The organism is Amorphus orientalis, from assembly GCF_030814015.1.
In the GTDB taxonomy this organism is placed as follows: Bacteria; Pseudomonadota; Alphaproteobacteria; order Rhizobiales; family Amorphaceae; genus Amorphus; species Amorphus orientalis.
Genome location: NZ_JAUSUL010000001.1, coordinates 155,987 through 171,246, shown reverse-complemented (window position 1 = coordinate 171,246; position 15,260 = coordinate 155,987). Strand labels below are relative to the sequence as shown.

Genomic DNA, 15,260 nt, shown 5'->3' with positions numbered 1-15,260 from the left:
GAAGCTCGAGACCGCGGTCAGGCGCCGTCTGCCGGTGTGCGCCGTCCCCGCAGCTGACCGATGGACCGCTTCAGGTCGATGGCCCCGGTCACCTGGCAAAGGGCGAAGAACGCAATCATTCCCGTTCCGACAAGGGCGGCGAGGGCCGCCGCGCGGACCAGCAGCCCGGAGTGTCCGAACGCCGGCTGCAGTGCGATGGCGAGCCCGAAGACGATGGCGCCCATCAGCACGCTCGAGGCGGCGATGCGCGGCAGCCGCCGCCGGACCAAGGCATCGGTCCGATAGTCCCCCCGCCTCAGAAGCGTGGCCCACAGCAGGCCGACATTGGTCCAGGCTCCGAGCGAGGTGGCCAGCGCGATGCCGACATGGGCGAGGAGCGGAAACATGGCAATCGCGCCAATCACGCTCACCGCCATGTTCGCGCCGGCGAACCACATCGGCGTGGCGGTGTCCTCCCGGGCGAAGAAGGCGGGCGACAGCACCTTGATGAGCACGAAGGCCGGCAGGCCGATGCCGTAGGCGGCCAGCGCTGCGGCGGTCGCCTGGGTGTCGGCCGCGTCGAAGGCGCCGCGCTGGAACAGGACTGAGATGATTTCGGCAGGCACCAGAACGAGGGCGATCGCCGCCGGCAGGGTCAGCACAAGCGCGAACTCCAGCGCGCGGTTTTGGGTATGGAAGGCGCCCTCCCCGTCCCCGGCCCGCAGACGCCGCGACAATTCCGGCAACAGGGCCACGCCGATGGCGATGCCGACCACCCCGAGGGGGAGCTGGTAGATGCGGTCGGCGTAGTAGAGATACGACACCGCCCCGGGCGCAAACGAGGCGATGATGGTGCCGACCATGATGTTGATCTGGGTGATGCCGCCGGCGATCACGCCGGGCACGCCGAGCTTCAGCAGGCGTTTCACCGAGGCGGTCCAGCGCGGACGCGGCAGCCGAAGCTTCAGTCCATTGCGCCGGACCGTGACCCACAGCATCGCCGCTTGAATAATGCCGGCCGCGAACACGCCCCAGGACAGGACCCACCCGGCTTGCTCGGACCCGGCGAGCCCCGAAAGCCCGATGCCGGTCAGGACGCCGATCAGCACGATATTCAGCATCACCGGTGCGAACGCGGCCGCCGCGAACCGGTCGAACGTGTTGAGGATGCCCGACAGGAACGCCACCAGCGACATCGCCATCAGGTACGGGAAGCAGATGCGCGTCAGCGTCACCGTGGTCGCGAACTTGTCGGCGTCCTCGCCGGCAAAGCCGGGGGCCATCAGGAACACCAGCACCGGCGTGAAGATTTCCGCCAGGACCGTCGTGACCGACAGCGCCAGCAGCAGCGCCGACAGGATCTCCTCGGCGAACTTCCGGGCGCGCTCCTGGCCGCCTTCCTCCAGCGCCCGCGCGAACAGCGGGACGAAGGCTGAATTGAAGGCGCCTTCCGCGAACAGCCGTCGGAACAGATTGGGCAGCTTGAAGGCGACGAAGAAGGCATCGGCGATCCCGCCGGTGCCGAGAAATGCCGCGATGAGGATGTCGCGGGCGAAGCCGAGCAGGCGGCTCAGCATGGTGAAGGAGCCAACGGTGGCGAAGTTGCGGAGGAGATTCACCAGAAGTCCCCGGATCGGGCGACGCATTCCACAGCGTTCGGACCGGGACGGTCCGAACGGGACGTGCTCACGGCAAGGAGCTAGTCAGAGAATCGGCTCGCTGACAAGAAATCTCCCGGTGCGTGGCGCTTCGGTGGATTACCCGTTCCCGGGCGCGGTCAGCCGAGGCGGTCAGGCGGCGGCCTGGCCGCGTCGCGCATCGCCGTTGAAGACGGAAACGAGCCGCCGCTTGATGCGGTTCTGACGCTGCCCGTTGGAGATCTTGTGGCCGACCAGATCGGTTACGTAGAACACGTCGACCACCCGCTCGCCGAACGTCGCCACATGGGCGGAGGTGATGTTGAGATTGAGGTCGGAGATTTCGCGCGTCAGGTCGTAGAGCAGGCCCGGCCGATCGAGGCCGGACACCTCCAGCACCGTGTGATTGTCGGACCAGCCGTTGTGCAGCAGCACCTCGGTCTCGATCCGGAACGGCTTGGGGCCGCCCTTCTTGCGGATGCGCTGCTCCACCTTGTCCGGCAGCTTTTCCTGTCCTCCGAGGGACCGGTCGATCATGGCCAGGATCCGGTCGGCCCTGCGCTTCTCGTCTTCGTCGTCGGCAAACTGGCGGGTGACCGCGATCGTGTCGAGGGCGAAGCCGTCGCTGGTGGTGAAGATCTGGGCGTCGACGATGTTCGCGCCGGCAACGGAGCAGGAGCCGAAGATCGCCGAAAGGAGCCGCGGGTGGTCCGGGGCGAATACGGTCAGCCGGGTCACGCCGCTGTCGCCGTCCGTCACGACATCGCTGGCAAAGCGCCGATCGTTGTCGTCGGCGTCCTTGATCAGGCCGGCGTGGGCGATCTTGTCGGCGAGGTCGACCCGCAGCCAGTACGGCGCGTAGTGACGCACCACGTAGGCGTCCATCGCATCGTCCGGCCAGTCGGGTAGAGCTGCCCGCAGCGCGCTCTGGGCCGCGGCGACGCGCTGCTCCCGGGACATCCGGGAATGGCCGCCGGCCAGGCGCGGCTCGGTCTCGTCGTAGAGGACCCGCAGGAGCTGCGCCTTCCAGCCGTTCCATACGCCGGGACCGACGGCGGCGATGTCGGCCTCCGTCAGGATGGCGAGCAGCTTCAGCCGCTCGGGGCTCTGCACGATCTCCGCAAAATCGGAAATGGTCTTCGGATCCCCGAGATCCCGGGACTGGGCCGTCGAGCTCATGAACAGGTGGACTTCGATCAGCCAGGCGACCGTCTCGGTCTCGGACGGCGACAGGCCGAACCGGGGACAGAGCTTGCGCGCGATCTTCGCGCCGAGGATCGAATGATCCTCCGGACGGCCCTTCGCGATGTCGTGCAGGAAGACCGCCACATAGAGGAGGCGACGGTTCTGAATGGTCGGGATCAGGCTGGTGGCGAGCGGGTGGTCCGCCTCCAGGCGGCCGGCCTCGATGTCGGCGAGGATGCCGATGGTGCGGATCAGGTGCTCGTCCACGGTGTAGTGATGATACATGTTGAACTGCATCATCGCGACGATCCGGCCGAACTCGGTCACGAACCTGCCGAGCACCCCGGCCTCGTTCATGCGGCGCAGGATCGTTTCCGGATCGTTCTTGGAGCTGAGCAGCTCCAGAAACAGCCGGTTGGCTTCCTCGTCCTCGCGGAGCGCGGCGTTGATCAGCTTGAGCGAGCGCCGGATCAACGTCATCGCGTCGGGATGAAACGCCAGGTCGTGCTTGTCGGCCAGATAGAAGACGCGGATCAGGTTGACCGGATCGCGCGAAAAGACCTCCGGGTCGGCGACGTTGATCCGGTTGTGATCGATCACGAAGTCCTTGGTGCCGCGGATCGCGCGGGACTTGCCGTGACGCATGGTGCGCAGGAAGCGGTTGAGTCTGGGCGCCTGCTTCACCTGGTCTTCTTCCAGCGCCGAACAGAAGATGCGGGTCAGGTCGCCGACGTCCTTCGCCACCAGAAAATAATGCTTCATGAAGCGTTCCACGTCGCGCAGGCCGGGATGCGACGTGTAGCCCAGGCGCACGGCGATCTCGCGCTGGAGGTCGAACGACAGCCGCTCCTCGTGCCGTCCGGTCAGGAAGTGGAGATGGCAGCGGACTGCCCAGAGGAAGTCCTCGCACTTGCGGAACAGCCGGTAGTCCGCCCGGGTCAGGACGCCGAGGCTCACCAGCTCTTCGCCGGTCCGCACCCGGAAGAAATATTTCGCGATCCAGAACAGGGTGTTGAGATCGCGCAGCCCGCCCTTGCCCTCCTTGACGTTGGGTTCGACGAGATAGCGGGACCGGCCCTGGCGGCGATGGCGTTCGTCGCGCTCGGCAAGCTTGGCGGAGATGAATTCCGCCGCCGAGCCGCGGACGACCGAGCTGTCGAACTTCTGGACCAGCTCCTCGGCCAGCTCCTCGTCGCCCCACAGGAAGCGGGATTCCAGTACCGCCGTGCGCACGGTCATGTCGGACCGTGCCATGCGGATGCAGTCCTCGACCGACCGGGTGGCGTGGCCGACGGTCAGGCCGAGATCCCACAGCAGGTACAGAACGGCCTCGATGACGCTCTCCACCCAGCCGGTCTGCTTGTAGGGAAACAGGAACAGGAGGTCGATGTCGGAGCCGGGTGCGAGCGTTCCACGTCCGTAGCCGCCGACGGCCACGATCGCGATGCGCTCCGCCGAGGACGGGTTGTCGGCCGGATAGGCGTAGGAAACGATCACCTGGGAAACGGCGGCGATAAGGTCGTCGTGGAGCTTGGCGATCCGCTGGGCGCACAGAAGGCCGCCGCCGTCTTCCGCCAGAAGCGCCTCGATCCGGGACATGGCCGCGTCCCGCTCTTCGCGCACGATGGCGAGAACGTCGGACCGGGCCGTCTCCCATTTGCCCTTGTCCTCGCGGATGCGCTCGACCAGCCGCTCGGTGAGCGCCTCACGATCCAGCACCGCCTGCGGCCCCTGGCGGATCCGCTTCGTCGTCGGCGTGTCGGCGAGCGTTACCAAGTTCGCTCCAATGCGGGTTGGCTGGCGGGCCCGGAAGGGGCGACCGATCCAGCATATCCGGAAGGCGCCTCCGTCGCGAGCCGGGTGCGGCTCCCGAGTTCGGCGATCAGCGAATTGAGGACCAGCATGCCGGCTCCGGTCGCAGCGATGCGGTCGCCTGCCGGTCGCCGGATCAGGCCCTCGTGCTCCAGCAGATCAAGCGTCTTCGGATCGAATTCGTATCCGTAGCGGCGGCGAAAACGTGCAAGATCGAGACCTTCGCCGAGCCGGAGGCCCATCACCAGAAACTCCTCGGCCCGCTCCTCGTCGGAGAGCGGCGTCGTCTCGACCCGGCCGTGTCCGCTCTCCTCGACCGCGCCCAGCCAGTCTTCCGGCCGCAGTGCCGTGGCGGTGGCATGGCGGATCCCGTCGACCGTGATCCGGCCATGGGCGCCCGGCCCGACGCCGACATAGTCGCCACCGCGCCAGTAGGTCAGGTTGTGCCGGCATTCGGCACCGGGGCGCGCATGGTTGGACACCTCGTAGGCCGGCAGTCCCGCCGCGGCGCAGCGGATCTGGGTCGTCTCGAACAGGTCGGCTGCCCGGTCGTCGTCGGGAATGACGAATTTTCCGGCCGCGTGAAGCCGGTGGAAGGGAGTCTCCGGCTCGATGGTAAGCTGATAGAGCGAGAGATGGTCCGGGCTGAAGGCCAGCATCTCATCCAGCTCGCTTTCCCACGCCGCGACGGTCTGTCCGGGCCGGGCGTAGATCAGGTCGCAGGACATGCGATCGAACGTGGACCGGGCGATGTCGATCGCGCGCCGCGCTGCCGCCACGTCGTGCAGGCGGCCGAGAAAGCGGAGATCGGTGTCCCGGAGCGACTGAACGCCGAGCGACACGCGGTTGACGCCCGCGTCGCGATAGCCTGCAAACCGGTCCGCCTCGACGCTGGACGGATTGGCTTCGAGCGAAATCTCGCAGTCGTCCGTCGCCGGCCAGAGCCGTGCGATCGCCTCCAGCACCCGTTCAACGGTGGCCGGCTCCATCAGCGAGGGCGTGCCGCCGCCGAAGAAGACGCTCGTCACCGTCTGCGCGCCGGTTTGCACGCGCGCGGTCTCCAGCTCGCGCACCAGCGCGGCGGCATAGCGCGCCTGGTCGACGCCGCCATGGCGCACATGGCTGTTGAAGTCGCAATAGGGGCACTTGGCTGCGCAGAACGGCCAATGCACGTAGATCGCCAGCGTCCCGTCGTCACCGGCGTTTTGAGCGGAAGGCTCGGTCATCGTGTCAGGCACGTCTCCGCAAGCAGCTTGAATGCGCGCGCACGGTGGGACAGGGCCGTTGCGTCGCCCGGACGCCATCCGTGCTTCTCGTCGGCGGCCATCTCGCCGAAGGTTCTCTCAAACCCGTCGGGGAGGAATATAGGGTCGTAGCCGAAGCCTTTCTCCCCCCGTGGCGGCCACACGAGCAGGCCTTCCACCTCGCCGCGGAAGGTTTCGACATGGCCATCGGGCCAGGCAAGCGCGAGCACGGCCACGAACCGCGCCGTTCTCTGCTCCGGTGAGGTCGCGCCGGCAGCCTGGAGCTTCTCCTCGACGTTGCGCATCGCCTGGGCGAAATCCTTGTCCGGACCGGCCCAGCGCGCCGAATAGATACCGGGATCCCCGCCGAGCGCATCGACGGCAAGGCCGGAATCGTCCGCGAGAGCGGCTTTCCCGGACGCAGCAACCGCGGCCTTCGCCTTCAGGATGGCGTTGTCCTCGAAGGTGGTGCCGGTCTCTTCCGGCTCCGGCAGACCGAGATCGCCGGCCGACAGGATCTCGACCGGGAAGCTCGCGAGAAGCTCCCGGATCTCGCGGACCTTGCCGGTGTTGTGGCTGGCAACCACCAGGGCGGCGTCGGTGAACGGGCGGACGGACATCGTACTCAGCTGACCGCCAGCTTCTGCAGCTCGACGAGCTGGCCGATCCCGGCTTCGGCGAGATCCACCAGCGCGGTGAACTCGTCGCGGGAGAACGGGGTGCGCTCGGCCGTGCCCTGAACCTCAATGATCCCGCGGGTTCCGGTCATCACGAAATTGGCGTCGGTTTCGGCTTCGGAATCCTCCGCGTAATCGAGATCGAGAATCGGCGCGCCGCGGAAGATGCCGCAGGAAACCGCGGCCACGTGATCGCGCAGCACGCCGTCGCGGACCATATTGCGCGCCTTCATCCAGGCGATGCAGTCAGACAGCGCCACCCAGGCGCCGGTGATCGCCGCGGTGCGGGTTCCCCCGTCCGCCTGGATCACGTCGCAGTCCACGGTGATCTGGCGCTCGCCCAGCGCCTTGCGGTCGACGACGGCCCTCAGCGACCGTCCGATCAGGCGCTGGATTTCCTGGGTCCGGCCCGAGGGCCGTCCGGAGGAGACTTCGCGCTGGGTGCGCGTGCCGGTGGCGCGGGGAAGCATGCCGTACTCGGCCGTCACCCAGCCCTCGCCGCTGCCGCGAAGCCAGCCGGGCACGCGCTCCTCCAGGCTCGCCGTGCACAGCACATGGGTCGACCCGAAGCGGACGGCGCACGACCCCTCGGCATACTTCGAGGCTCCGCGTTCCAGGGACACGGACCTGAGCTCGTCGGGGGCTCGGTGCGATGGACGCATGCGGCGGGTCTCCTTGTGATCTTCCGGGCTGATGAAGCGGACGCCGCCATCGCTCGGCACAAGGCCGGATCGACGGGGTTCGGACGGCGCGCCCGGTGTGCCGCTCCGCGATGCCCGACAGCGGGCACGACCCTAGTAACCGTCAACAGCGCCGTGCGTAAAGCCGACAGCAGTGCGCGAGGGGTGTCGCCCCCGCCCGTGCAATCATTATATTGGGTGTTGGCCTAATCGCAGGTGTTTGTCCCGACAGGGCCGCTGGCCCCGGATGCAGAGTAGGACGCTGTGTCAACAGACCGCTTTTTCGATCCTCCGCGTTCGCACCTCGTCGATCTCGACGCGCGCTCCCGAGACATCTTCAAGCAGATCGTCGAATCCTATCTGGAGACCGGAGAGCCGATCGGGTCGCGCAACATCTCCAAGCGGCTCGCCACGGCGCTGTCGCCGGCGTCCGTGCGCAACGTCATGGCCGATCTGGAATCCCTCGGGCTCATTTACGCGCCGCACACGAGCGCCGGCCGCCTGCCGACCGAGATCGGCCTTCGCTTTTTCGTGGACGCGCTGCTGGAGGTCGGCGACCTGTCAGATCAGGAGCGCGCCGGGATCGATGCCCACGTGCGCAGCGGGGATCACGATCGAGGCGTCGAAGGCCTCCTGCACGACGCCAGCCAGCTCCTGTCGGGTCTGTCGCGCGGCGCCGGCGTCGTGGCCGTCGGCAAGGCGGATCTCCGGGTGAAGCACGTGGAGTTCGTCCGGCTCGACGCCCAGGCCGCGCTTGTCGTCCTGGTCGGCGACAACGGCTCCGTGGAGAACCGGATCGTCGATCTTCCGGCCGGCCTGCCCCCGTCCGCGCTGACGGAGGCGTCGAACTATCTGAACGCCCATATCCGCGGCAAGACGCTGACCGAGGCGATCGGGTCGCTGAAGGTCCTCAAGGATCAGCAGCAGGCGGAACTGGACGAGTTGACCCAGCGGCTGGTCCAGACCGGCATCGCGAGCTGGGCCGGATCCGACGAGACCGCCGGCGGCACGCTGATCGTCCACGGCCGGGCCAACCTTCTGGAGGACGTCACCGCCCAGGAGGATCTGGAGCGGATCCGCCGCCTGTTCGAGGACCTGGAAAGCAAGAACGAGCTGCTGCAGCTCCTCAGCCTTGCCGACGAGGGCGAAGGCGTCCGCATCTTCATCGGCTCGGAGAACAAGCTGTTCTCGCTGTCCGGATCGTCTCTCGTCGTGTCGCCCTACCGGGACGAATCCAACCGGATCGTCGGTGCGCTCGGGGTGATCGGCCCGACCCGGCTGAACTACGGCCGGGTCATCCCGATGGTGGACTACACCGCTCGACTGGTCGGCAAGCTGGTCCGCTGATTTCGGGCGGAATTGCGGCTTCCGAGCGACACCCTCGGCAAATTTGCTGAAACGATGGCGGGCGGTGGTGCGTTCGACCCCTGTCCCGGTCTATAAGGTTGTCGAAAGTGTAGCGTGAAGACCCCGTGACCCTCTGGGTTGCCGGGGGCCCGGTCCAGAGGGAGACACGATATGACGAGGAGCATGGCTGCCGCCGCGCTGGTCCTGATGACGGTCGCTCCGATCGCGCCAGGGCTCGCCCAGTCGACGCCGGAGATCACCGTGACTCCCGATGGCGGCTACGGCTATCCCGGTCCGTACGGTCGCAATCTCCCGGGCGTCTACATGACGACGAATTCCGGCCTTCCGATCAGCCCGGACATCAACAGCGGGAAGCTGAAGACGCCGAACCTCGATGAGCCGGTGAACGGCTACACCTACGATCAGCCGCACGGCCCGGTCGACGGGTGGAACGGCGCGATCGGACCGGGTATCCCGTTCTGAGCGATTCGGTGCGCCGGTAAGGGTCACCGCCTCGACGGGTAATGCTTCGGGAGCCGTGGGAGGCTTGTTCCGCGCGCGGCTTCCGGAATGAAAGACACTGGTTTGGCCGGCCCGGCTGTGCCGGCTTTTCTCAATTCGTGAGCTTGAGGTGACGAAATGGCCCTCCTCGCCGACTCTCTCGGTCGCGTGAAGCCGTCTGCAACCATCGCCGTGACCAACAAGGCCGCCGAACTGAAGCGCGCCGGTCGCGACGTGATCGGTCTGGGCGCGGGTGAGCCCGACTTCGACACGCCGGAGAACATCAAGGAAGCGGCGATCGCCGCGATCCGGGACGGGCGGACGAAGTATACGGCGGTCGACGGCATTCCGGAGCTCAAGGAAGCCATCGTCCAGAAGTTCAAGCGCGAGAACGAGCTGGAATATGCCACCAGCCAGATCTCGGTGGGGACCGGCGGCAAGCAGGTGCTCTACAACGCGCTGATGGCGACGCTCAATCCGGGCGACGAGGTCATCGTTCCGGCGCCCTACTGGGTGAGCTATCCCGACATGGTGCTGCTTGCCGGCGGCGAGCCGGTCGCCGTGGAGACCTCGCAGGACACCGCCTACAAGATGACAGCGGAGGCGCTCGAGGCCGCGATCACGCCGAAGTCGAAGTGGCTGATCCTGAATTCGCCGTCCAACCCGTCCGGCGCGGCCTACACGCGCAACGAACTGGCCGCGATCGGCGAAGTCCTCAAGCGTCATCCGCACGTGTGGGTGATGACCGACGACATGTACGAGCATCTCGTCTATGACGACTTCGCCTTCACCACGATCGCGCAGGTCTGTCCGGAGCTTTATGACCGCACGCTGACCGTGAACGGCGTGTCCAAGGCCTATGCGATGACCGGCTGGCGGATCGGCTATGCCGGCGGCCCCGAGGCCCTGATCAAGGCGATGGCCAAGATCCAGTCCCAGTCCACCTCGAATCCCTGCTCGATTTCCCAGTGGGCTGCCGTGGAGGCGCTCAACGGTCCGCAGGGCTTTATTGCCGAGAACAACATCGTCTTCAAGGAGCGACGGGACCTGGTGGTCTCCATGCTCAACCAGGCGAGCGGCATCTCCTGCCCGACGCCGGAGGGCGCGTTCTACGTGTTCCCGTCCTGCGCCGGCCTGATCGGCAAGACCGCGCCATCCGGCAAGACGCTGGAGACCGACGAGGACGTGGTGACGGAACTCCTGGAGCAGGAAGGCGTTGCCGTGGTCCAGGGTACAGCGTTCGGAACCGGACCCAACTTCCGCATCTCTTACGCGACCGCGACGGAAGCGCTGGAGCGGGCCTGCGAGCGGATCCAGCGGTTCTGCGGCAGCCTCAGCTAGGCCGGATCCCGCTCCTCGCGCCAGGCGGACCTCCGACGCGCTGTCCCCAGACGGCCGGGCGTTCCCGATGGTCGGGACGGCCGGCGTCGCTTTGGTGGACCGAAGAGGAGACAGCCGATGTTGAAGTCCGTTCTGACCGCAGTTGCCGCCGTGACGATGATCGCGGCCGCCGCGCCTGCCTCGGCACAGGACCGTGTCCGCGTGGGTGTGCTCGAATGCGACGTTGCCGGCGGTTCCGGCTTCGTGTTCGGCTCGACCAAGAACCTCACATGCATCTACACGCCGGCCGGTGAAGGCGCCAAGGAGACGTATACCGGGACCATCAACAAGTACGGGATCGACATCGGCGCGACCGATGAATCCCGGCTCGTGTGGGGCGTGCTTGCCGCCGCGCAGCAGTTCGATCCGGACGCGCTGGAGGGCAACTATTACGGCGCCAGCGCCGAAGCGACGGCTGGCGTCGGCCTCGGCGCCAATGCCCTGGTCGGCGGCTTCGAGCGCTCGGTGGCGCTGAACCCGATCTCGCTGCAGACCCAGACCGGCATCAACATTGCCGCCGGTGTTGCCGAACTCACGCTGGCCGGAACCAACTAGTCCGGCTTCGCAAGATACAGGATCCGATCGCCGCAAGGCGGTCGGCTGGTTCGGGCGTCCGGCTTCGTGGCCGGGCGCCTTTTTTTGTGCGGTGAACCGGACGCCTCGCGGTCGCGACGCCGCGAACTGCAAGCAGCGCGTGGACGCGTTGTCCGGAGCCATGGACAAGGCGGGTCAGGTTGGCTCAGATGCGGCCTCGCAGCAAAATCGCGGGGGCGACGCCTTGCGCGGGACCGGAACGGCGAAGGAGCGACTTGATGGACGCGGGGAAGTGGAGCTTCTGGATCGACCGCGGGGGCACGTTCACGGATCTCGTGGCGCGCACGCCGGAGGGCCGGTTCGAGGCGCGCAAGGTGCTGTCGGAGAATCCGGAAGCCTACGAGGACGCAGCCCTCCACGGCATCCGCTCGCTGATGGGCCTTGAGGCCGATGCCACGATCCCTTCCGATCAGATCTCCGGCGTCAAGATGGGCACGACGGTCGCCACCAACGCGCTGCTCGAGCGGAAGGGCGACCGGACGCTTCTTCTCGTCACCCGAGGCTTTCGCGATGCGCTGAACATCGGCCATCAGGCCCGGGCCGACATCTTCGCCAAGGCCATCGTCAAGCCCGAGATGCTCTACGAGCGCGTGGCGGAAGTGGGCGAGCGCGTGCTCGCCGACGGGACCGTCGAGCTCGAACCCGATCTCGGCGAGGTCCGCGAGATCCTGACCAGGGCGAAGGCCGACGGCATCGGATCGGTCGCGATCGCGTTCATGCACGCCTACGCCTATCCGGCGCACGAGAAGCTGGTCGAGGCGCTGGCCCGATCGCTCGGCTTCGCCCAGGTCTCTGCGAGCCATTCCGTCTCGCCGCTGATGAAGCTGGTTCCCCGCGGCGACACCACGGTGGTGGATGCCTATCTCTCGCCGATCCTGCGCCGCTACATCGATCGCGTGGCCGGGGCGTTCACCGAAAAGGGCGCCGACGACGGGCCGGCCGCGACCCGCGGCATCGGTCTGATGTTCATGATGTCCTCCGGGGGGCTGACGGCGGCCAACCTGTTCCGCGGCAAGGACGCGATCCTCTCCGGTCCGGCAGGCGGCGTCGTCGGCGCGGTGGAGACCGCGAAGCTCGCCGGCTTCGATCGGGTGATCGGCTTCGACATGGGCGGCACGTCCACCGACGTCTCCCACTATGCCGGCACCCTGGAGCGGACCCTGGAGACCGAGGTCGCCGGCGTTCGGATCCGGGCGCCGATGATGCAGATCCACACGGTCGCCGCCGGCGGCGGATCGATCCTGCACTATGACGCGGGCCGCTTCCGCGTCGGACCGGATTCGGCCGGCGCCGATCCGGGTCCCGCCTGCTACCGGCGCGGCGGACCGCTCGCCGTCACCGACGCCAACGTGATGGTCGGCAAGCTCCTGCCCGACGAGTTTCCGAAGATCTTCGGACCCGGGCAGGACCAGCCCATCGACGTGGACGTGGTCCGTGAGCGTTTCGAGGAGCTTGCGCGCGAGATCGGCGACGGACGCGAGCCGGCCGAGGTCGCCGACGGCTTCCTCACCATCGCGGTGGAGAACATGGCCAACGCGATCAAGAAGATCTCCGTTCAGCGCGGCCACGACGTGACCCACTATGCGCTGGCCTGTTTCGGCGGGGCCGGCGGCCAGCACGCCTGCAAGGTGGCCGACGCGCTGGGCATGACCACGGTCATGATGCATCCCTATTCCGGCGTGCTCTCGGCCTATGGAATGGGACTTGCCGACGTGCGCGCCAACCGGACGCGGTCCGTGGCCAAGGCGCTTTCCCAGGCGACGATCCGCGAGGTCGACGCCCTCTCTAAAGCGCTCTCGCGCGAGGTGAAGCGCGAGCTCGATCGCCAGGGCGTACCGGACGGCGACATCGAGATCAGCGTCCGCTGTCACCTTCGCTATGACGGAACCGACACTGCGCTACCCGTCGCCTTCGCCGGCCATGAGGACATGGCGGCCGCCTTCGAGGAGGCGCACCGGCAGCAGTTCGGGTTCGTGTTCGAGGACCGCTCGGTGGTCGTCGAAGCGATCGAGATCGAGGGCGTCGGCGGCGGCGCCGATCTGGTCGAGGAAGACCTCCCGGTCCACGATCACCAGCCTGAGCGCTCGGCGACGACCCGGATCTTCTCGGCCGGAGAGTGGCACGACGCCGGCGTCTATTCGCGCAGCGGGACGGGGCCGGGCGGTCGGATCGAGGGCCCTGCCCTTCTGATCGAGGACAATCAGACCATCGTCATCGAGCCAGGCTGGGCGGCGCGGATCACCGCAAAGAACCATGTCTTGCTTGACCGGGTCGTGCCGCTGCCGCCGCGCTCCGCGCTCGGCACGGAAGCCGATCCGGTGATGCTGGAGGTGTTCAACAACCTCTTCATGTCGATCGCCGAGCAGATGGGCGTGGCGCTGCAGAACACGGCCTCGTCGGTCAACATCAAGGAGCGGCTCGACTTCTCCTGCGCGGTGTTCGACCGGACCGGCGCGCTGGCGGCGAACGCCCCGCACATGCCGGTCCATCTGGGATCGATGGACCGCTCGGTGGAGAGCATCATCGAGCAGAACAAGGGGGCGATCCGGCCCGGCGACGTGTTCGCGCTCAACGCCCCCTACAACGGCGGCACCCACCTGCCCGACATCACGGTGGTGACGCCCGTCTTCGACAAGGCCGGCAAGGATCTCCTGTTCTATGTCGCCAGCCGCGGCCACCATGCCGATGTCGGCGGGACGGCACCGGGATCGATGACCCCGCGTGCGACCACGGTCGATGAGGAAGGCGTGCTGATCGACAACTTCAAGCTCGTCGACCAGGGCCGGTTCCGGGAGACGGAAACCCTGGAGCTCCTGACCGATCACGCCTATCCCTGCCGCAACCCCTGGCAGAACATCGCCGACCTGGAGGCCCAGATCGCCGCAAACGAGCGCGGCCTGCGCGAACTGCACAAGATGGTGGACGAGTTCGGCCTGGACGTCGTCGAGGCCTATATGGGCCACGTCCAGGACAACGCGGCGGAAAGCGTGCGGCAGGTGATCGATGCGCTGTCGGACTCCTCGTTCGAGGTGACGACGGACCAGGGCGCGACCATCAGGGTGGCGATCACCGTCGACCGGGAAAAGCGCGAAGCCACGGTCGATTTCACCGGCACGTCGGACGAGCAGTATTCCAACTTCAACGCGCCGGAGCCGGTGACGCGGGCGGCGGTGCTCTACTGCTTCCGCGTGATGGTGGACGGGGAGATCCCGATGAACGCCGGCTGCCTGCGGCCGATCAACATCGTCATTCCGGAAGGGTCGATGCTCTCGCCGAACTATCCGGCACCGGTCGTCGCCGGCAACGTGGAGACCAGCCAGCAGGTGACCAACTGCCTGTTCGGCGCGCTGGGGGCCCTCTCCTCGGCCCAGGGCACCATGAACAACCTGACCTTCGGCAACGAGCGCTACCAGTACTACGAGACGATCTGTTCGGGTGCGCCGGCCGGGCCGGGCTTCAACGGTGCCGATGCCGTCCACGTCCACATGACGAACTCGCGCCTGACCGATCCGGAAATCCTGGAGTTCCGCTATCCGGTCGTGGTCGAGGACTTCCACATCCGGGAAGGCTCGGGCGGTCGCGGCAAGTGGTCCTCGGGCGCCGGCACCCAGCGCACCATCCGGTTCCTTGAGCAAATGGACTGCGCCATCCTGTCGTCCCATCGGCACGTGCGGCCGCACGGCCTTCAGGGCGGCGAGCCCGGCCAGGTGGGGTCAACGAAGGTCAGGCGGTCGGACGGCTCGGTCGAAGAGCTTGAGGGAACCGATCAGACGGTGATCGAACCCGGCGAAGCGGTCATCCTGACCACCCCGACCGGGGGCGGCTACGGACGTCCGGACAGCTGAGCCGCTCCGTCGTCCCGGGTCCGGCGTCAGCCGGATCCCGCGGCGGAGGCTCCGGAACGGGCCGATCCGGTGTCTTCCGCACCCGGCTGTTTGGCCGGATCGTCTTCGGGCACCGGCAGGCGCGCCAGCTCAAGCTCGCGGCTGACGCGGGCGAGCGGGCGGAGAAAGAAGAACAGGCTCGCCATCGTGAACAGCCAGATCGCGGCCGTTTCCGTGGCTTTCCAGAAGAACAGGATGGAACCGACCAGAAAGCCGAGACCTGCGATCAGGTCGAGCGACGTGTAGGCGATTTCGTAACGCCGATAGATCGCCCGGTGCTTCGGCGAGGCATTGAACTTGTCGGCGTTGAAGGCGGTTTCGAAGCTGGCCATGCGGTGCC

The 15,260-nt window shown here is 67.2% G+C and carries 11 protein-coding genes; 5 read left to right on the top strand and 6 right to left on the bottom strand.

Translation table 11 applies throughout. The features are described 5' to 3' along the window. Positions 1-17: 17 nt before the first annotated feature. From murJ to rph, 5 genes are all read right to left on the bottom strand, one after another. On the bottom strand, positions 18-1,598 hold the full coding sequence (gene murJ, locus J2S73_RS00765) for a murein biosynthesis integral membrane protein MurJ (RefSeq protein ID WP_306883514.1): 1,581 nt from the start codon (positions 1,596-1,598) through the stop codon (positions 18-20). A 171-nt stretch (positions 1,599-1,769) separates the two neighbouring features. Beyond that, complete coding sequence (locus tag J2S73_RS00760) at positions 1,770-4,577, bottom strand: [protein-PII] uridylyltransferase (RefSeq protein ID WP_306883513.1); 2,808 nt, start codon at positions 4,575-4,577, stop codon at positions 1,770-1,772. Then, positions 4,571-5,839, bottom strand: coding sequence for a radical SAM family heme chaperone HemW (hemW, locus tag J2S73_RS00755; RefSeq protein ID WP_306883512.1), 1,269 nt, complete (start codon positions 5,837-5,839; stop codon positions 4,571-4,573). The genes J2S73_RS00760 and hemW overlap by 7 nt, the downstream gene beginning before the upstream one ends. Beyond that, positions 5,836-6,477, bottom strand: coding sequence for an RdgB/HAM1 family non-canonical purine NTP pyrophosphatase (gene rdgB, locus J2S73_RS00750; protein ID WP_306883511.1), 642 nt, complete (start codon positions 6,475-6,477; stop codon positions 5,836-5,838). Before rdgB ends, hemW begins: the two co-directional genes overlap by 4 nt. Positions 6,478-6,482: 5 nt before the next feature. Beyond that, positions 6,483-7,196: a ribonuclease PH gene (gene rph, locus J2S73_RS00745; RefSeq protein ID WP_306883510.1), complete on the bottom strand. Its 714-nt coding sequence runs from the start codon at positions 7,194-7,196 to the stop codon at positions 6,483-6,485. Between the two features lie 282 nt (positions 7,197-7,478). Between rph and hrcA the strand changes: the two genes are divergently transcribed. The 5 genes from hrcA (at position 7,479) to J2S73_RS00720 (ending at position 14,881) form a co-directional block, all read left to right on the top strand. Further along, positions 7,479-8,561: a heat-inducible transcriptional repressor HrcA gene (gene hrcA, locus J2S73_RS00740; RefSeq protein ID WP_306883509.1), complete on the top strand. Its 1,083-nt coding sequence runs from the start codon at positions 7,479-7,481 to the stop codon at positions 8,559-8,561. 171 nt (positions 8,562-8,732) lie between these two features. Beyond that, positions 8,733-9,044, top strand: a complete 312-nt coding sequence (locus tag J2S73_RS00735; protein WP_306883508.1) for a hypothetical protein — start codon at positions 8,733-8,735, stop codon at positions 9,042-9,044. 156 nt (positions 9,045-9,200) lie between these two features. After that, a complete protein-coding gene (locus J2S73_RS00730) occupies positions 9,201-10,403 on the top strand; it encodes a pyridoxal phosphate-dependent aminotransferase (RefSeq protein WP_306883507.1) in 1,203 nt (400 codons plus the stop codon). Positions 10,404-10,520: 117 nt separating this feature from the next. Then, positions 10,521-10,997 (top strand): DUF992 domain-containing protein, encoded by a 477-nt coding sequence (locus J2S73_RS00725; RefSeq protein ID WP_306883506.1) that lies wholly within the window; start codon positions 10,521-10,523, stop codon positions 10,995-10,997. Positions 10,998-11,254: 257 nt separating this feature from the next. Then, entirely contained in the window at positions 11,255-14,881 is a 3,627-nt protein-coding gene (locus J2S73_RS00720) for a hydantoinase B/oxoprolinase family protein (RefSeq protein ID WP_306883505.1), read from the top strand. A 26-nt stretch (positions 14,882-14,907) separates the two neighbouring features. Here J2S73_RS00720 and J2S73_RS00715 read toward each other — a convergent pair whose 3' ends face one another. Next, entirely contained in the window at positions 14,908-15,252 is a 345-nt protein-coding gene (locus J2S73_RS00715) for a YrhK family protein (protein WP_306883504.1), read from the bottom strand. Positions 15,253-15,260 lie beyond the last annotated feature (8 nt).

Excerpts from the sequence above, each read along its gene's own strand:
- hemW (WP_306883512.1), bottom strand. The coding sequence starts at position 5,839 with ATGACCGAGCCTTCCGCTCAAAACGCCGGTGACGACGGGACGCTGGCG.
- rdgB (WP_306883511.1), bottom strand. The coding sequence starts at position 6,477 with ATGTCCGTCCGCCCGTTCACCGACGCCGCCCTGGTGGTTGCCAGCCAC.
- rph (WP_306883510.1), bottom strand. The coding sequence starts at position 7,196 with ATGCGTCCATCGCACCGAGCCCCCGACGAGCTCAGGTCCGTGTCCCTG.
- J2S73_RS00735 (WP_306883508.1), top strand. The coding sequence starts at position 8,733 with ATGACGAGGAGCATGGCTGCCGCCGCGCTGGTCCTGATGACGGTCGCT.
- J2S73_RS00730 (WP_306883507.1), top strand. The coding sequence starts at position 9,201 with ATGGCCCTCCTCGCCGACTCTCTCGGTCGCGTGAAGCCGTCTGCAACC.
- J2S73_RS00725 (WP_306883506.1), top strand. The coding sequence starts at position 10,521 with ATGTTGAAGTCCGTTCTGACCGCAGTTGCCGCCGTGACGATGATCGCG.
- J2S73_RS00720 (WP_306883505.1), top strand. The coding sequence starts at position 11,255 with ATGGACGCGGGGAAGTGGAGCTTCTGGATCGACCGCGGGGGCACGTTC.
- J2S73_RS00715 (WP_306883504.1), bottom strand. The coding sequence starts at position 15,252 with ATGGCCAGCTTCGAAACCGCCTTCAACGCCGACAAGTTCAATGCCTCG.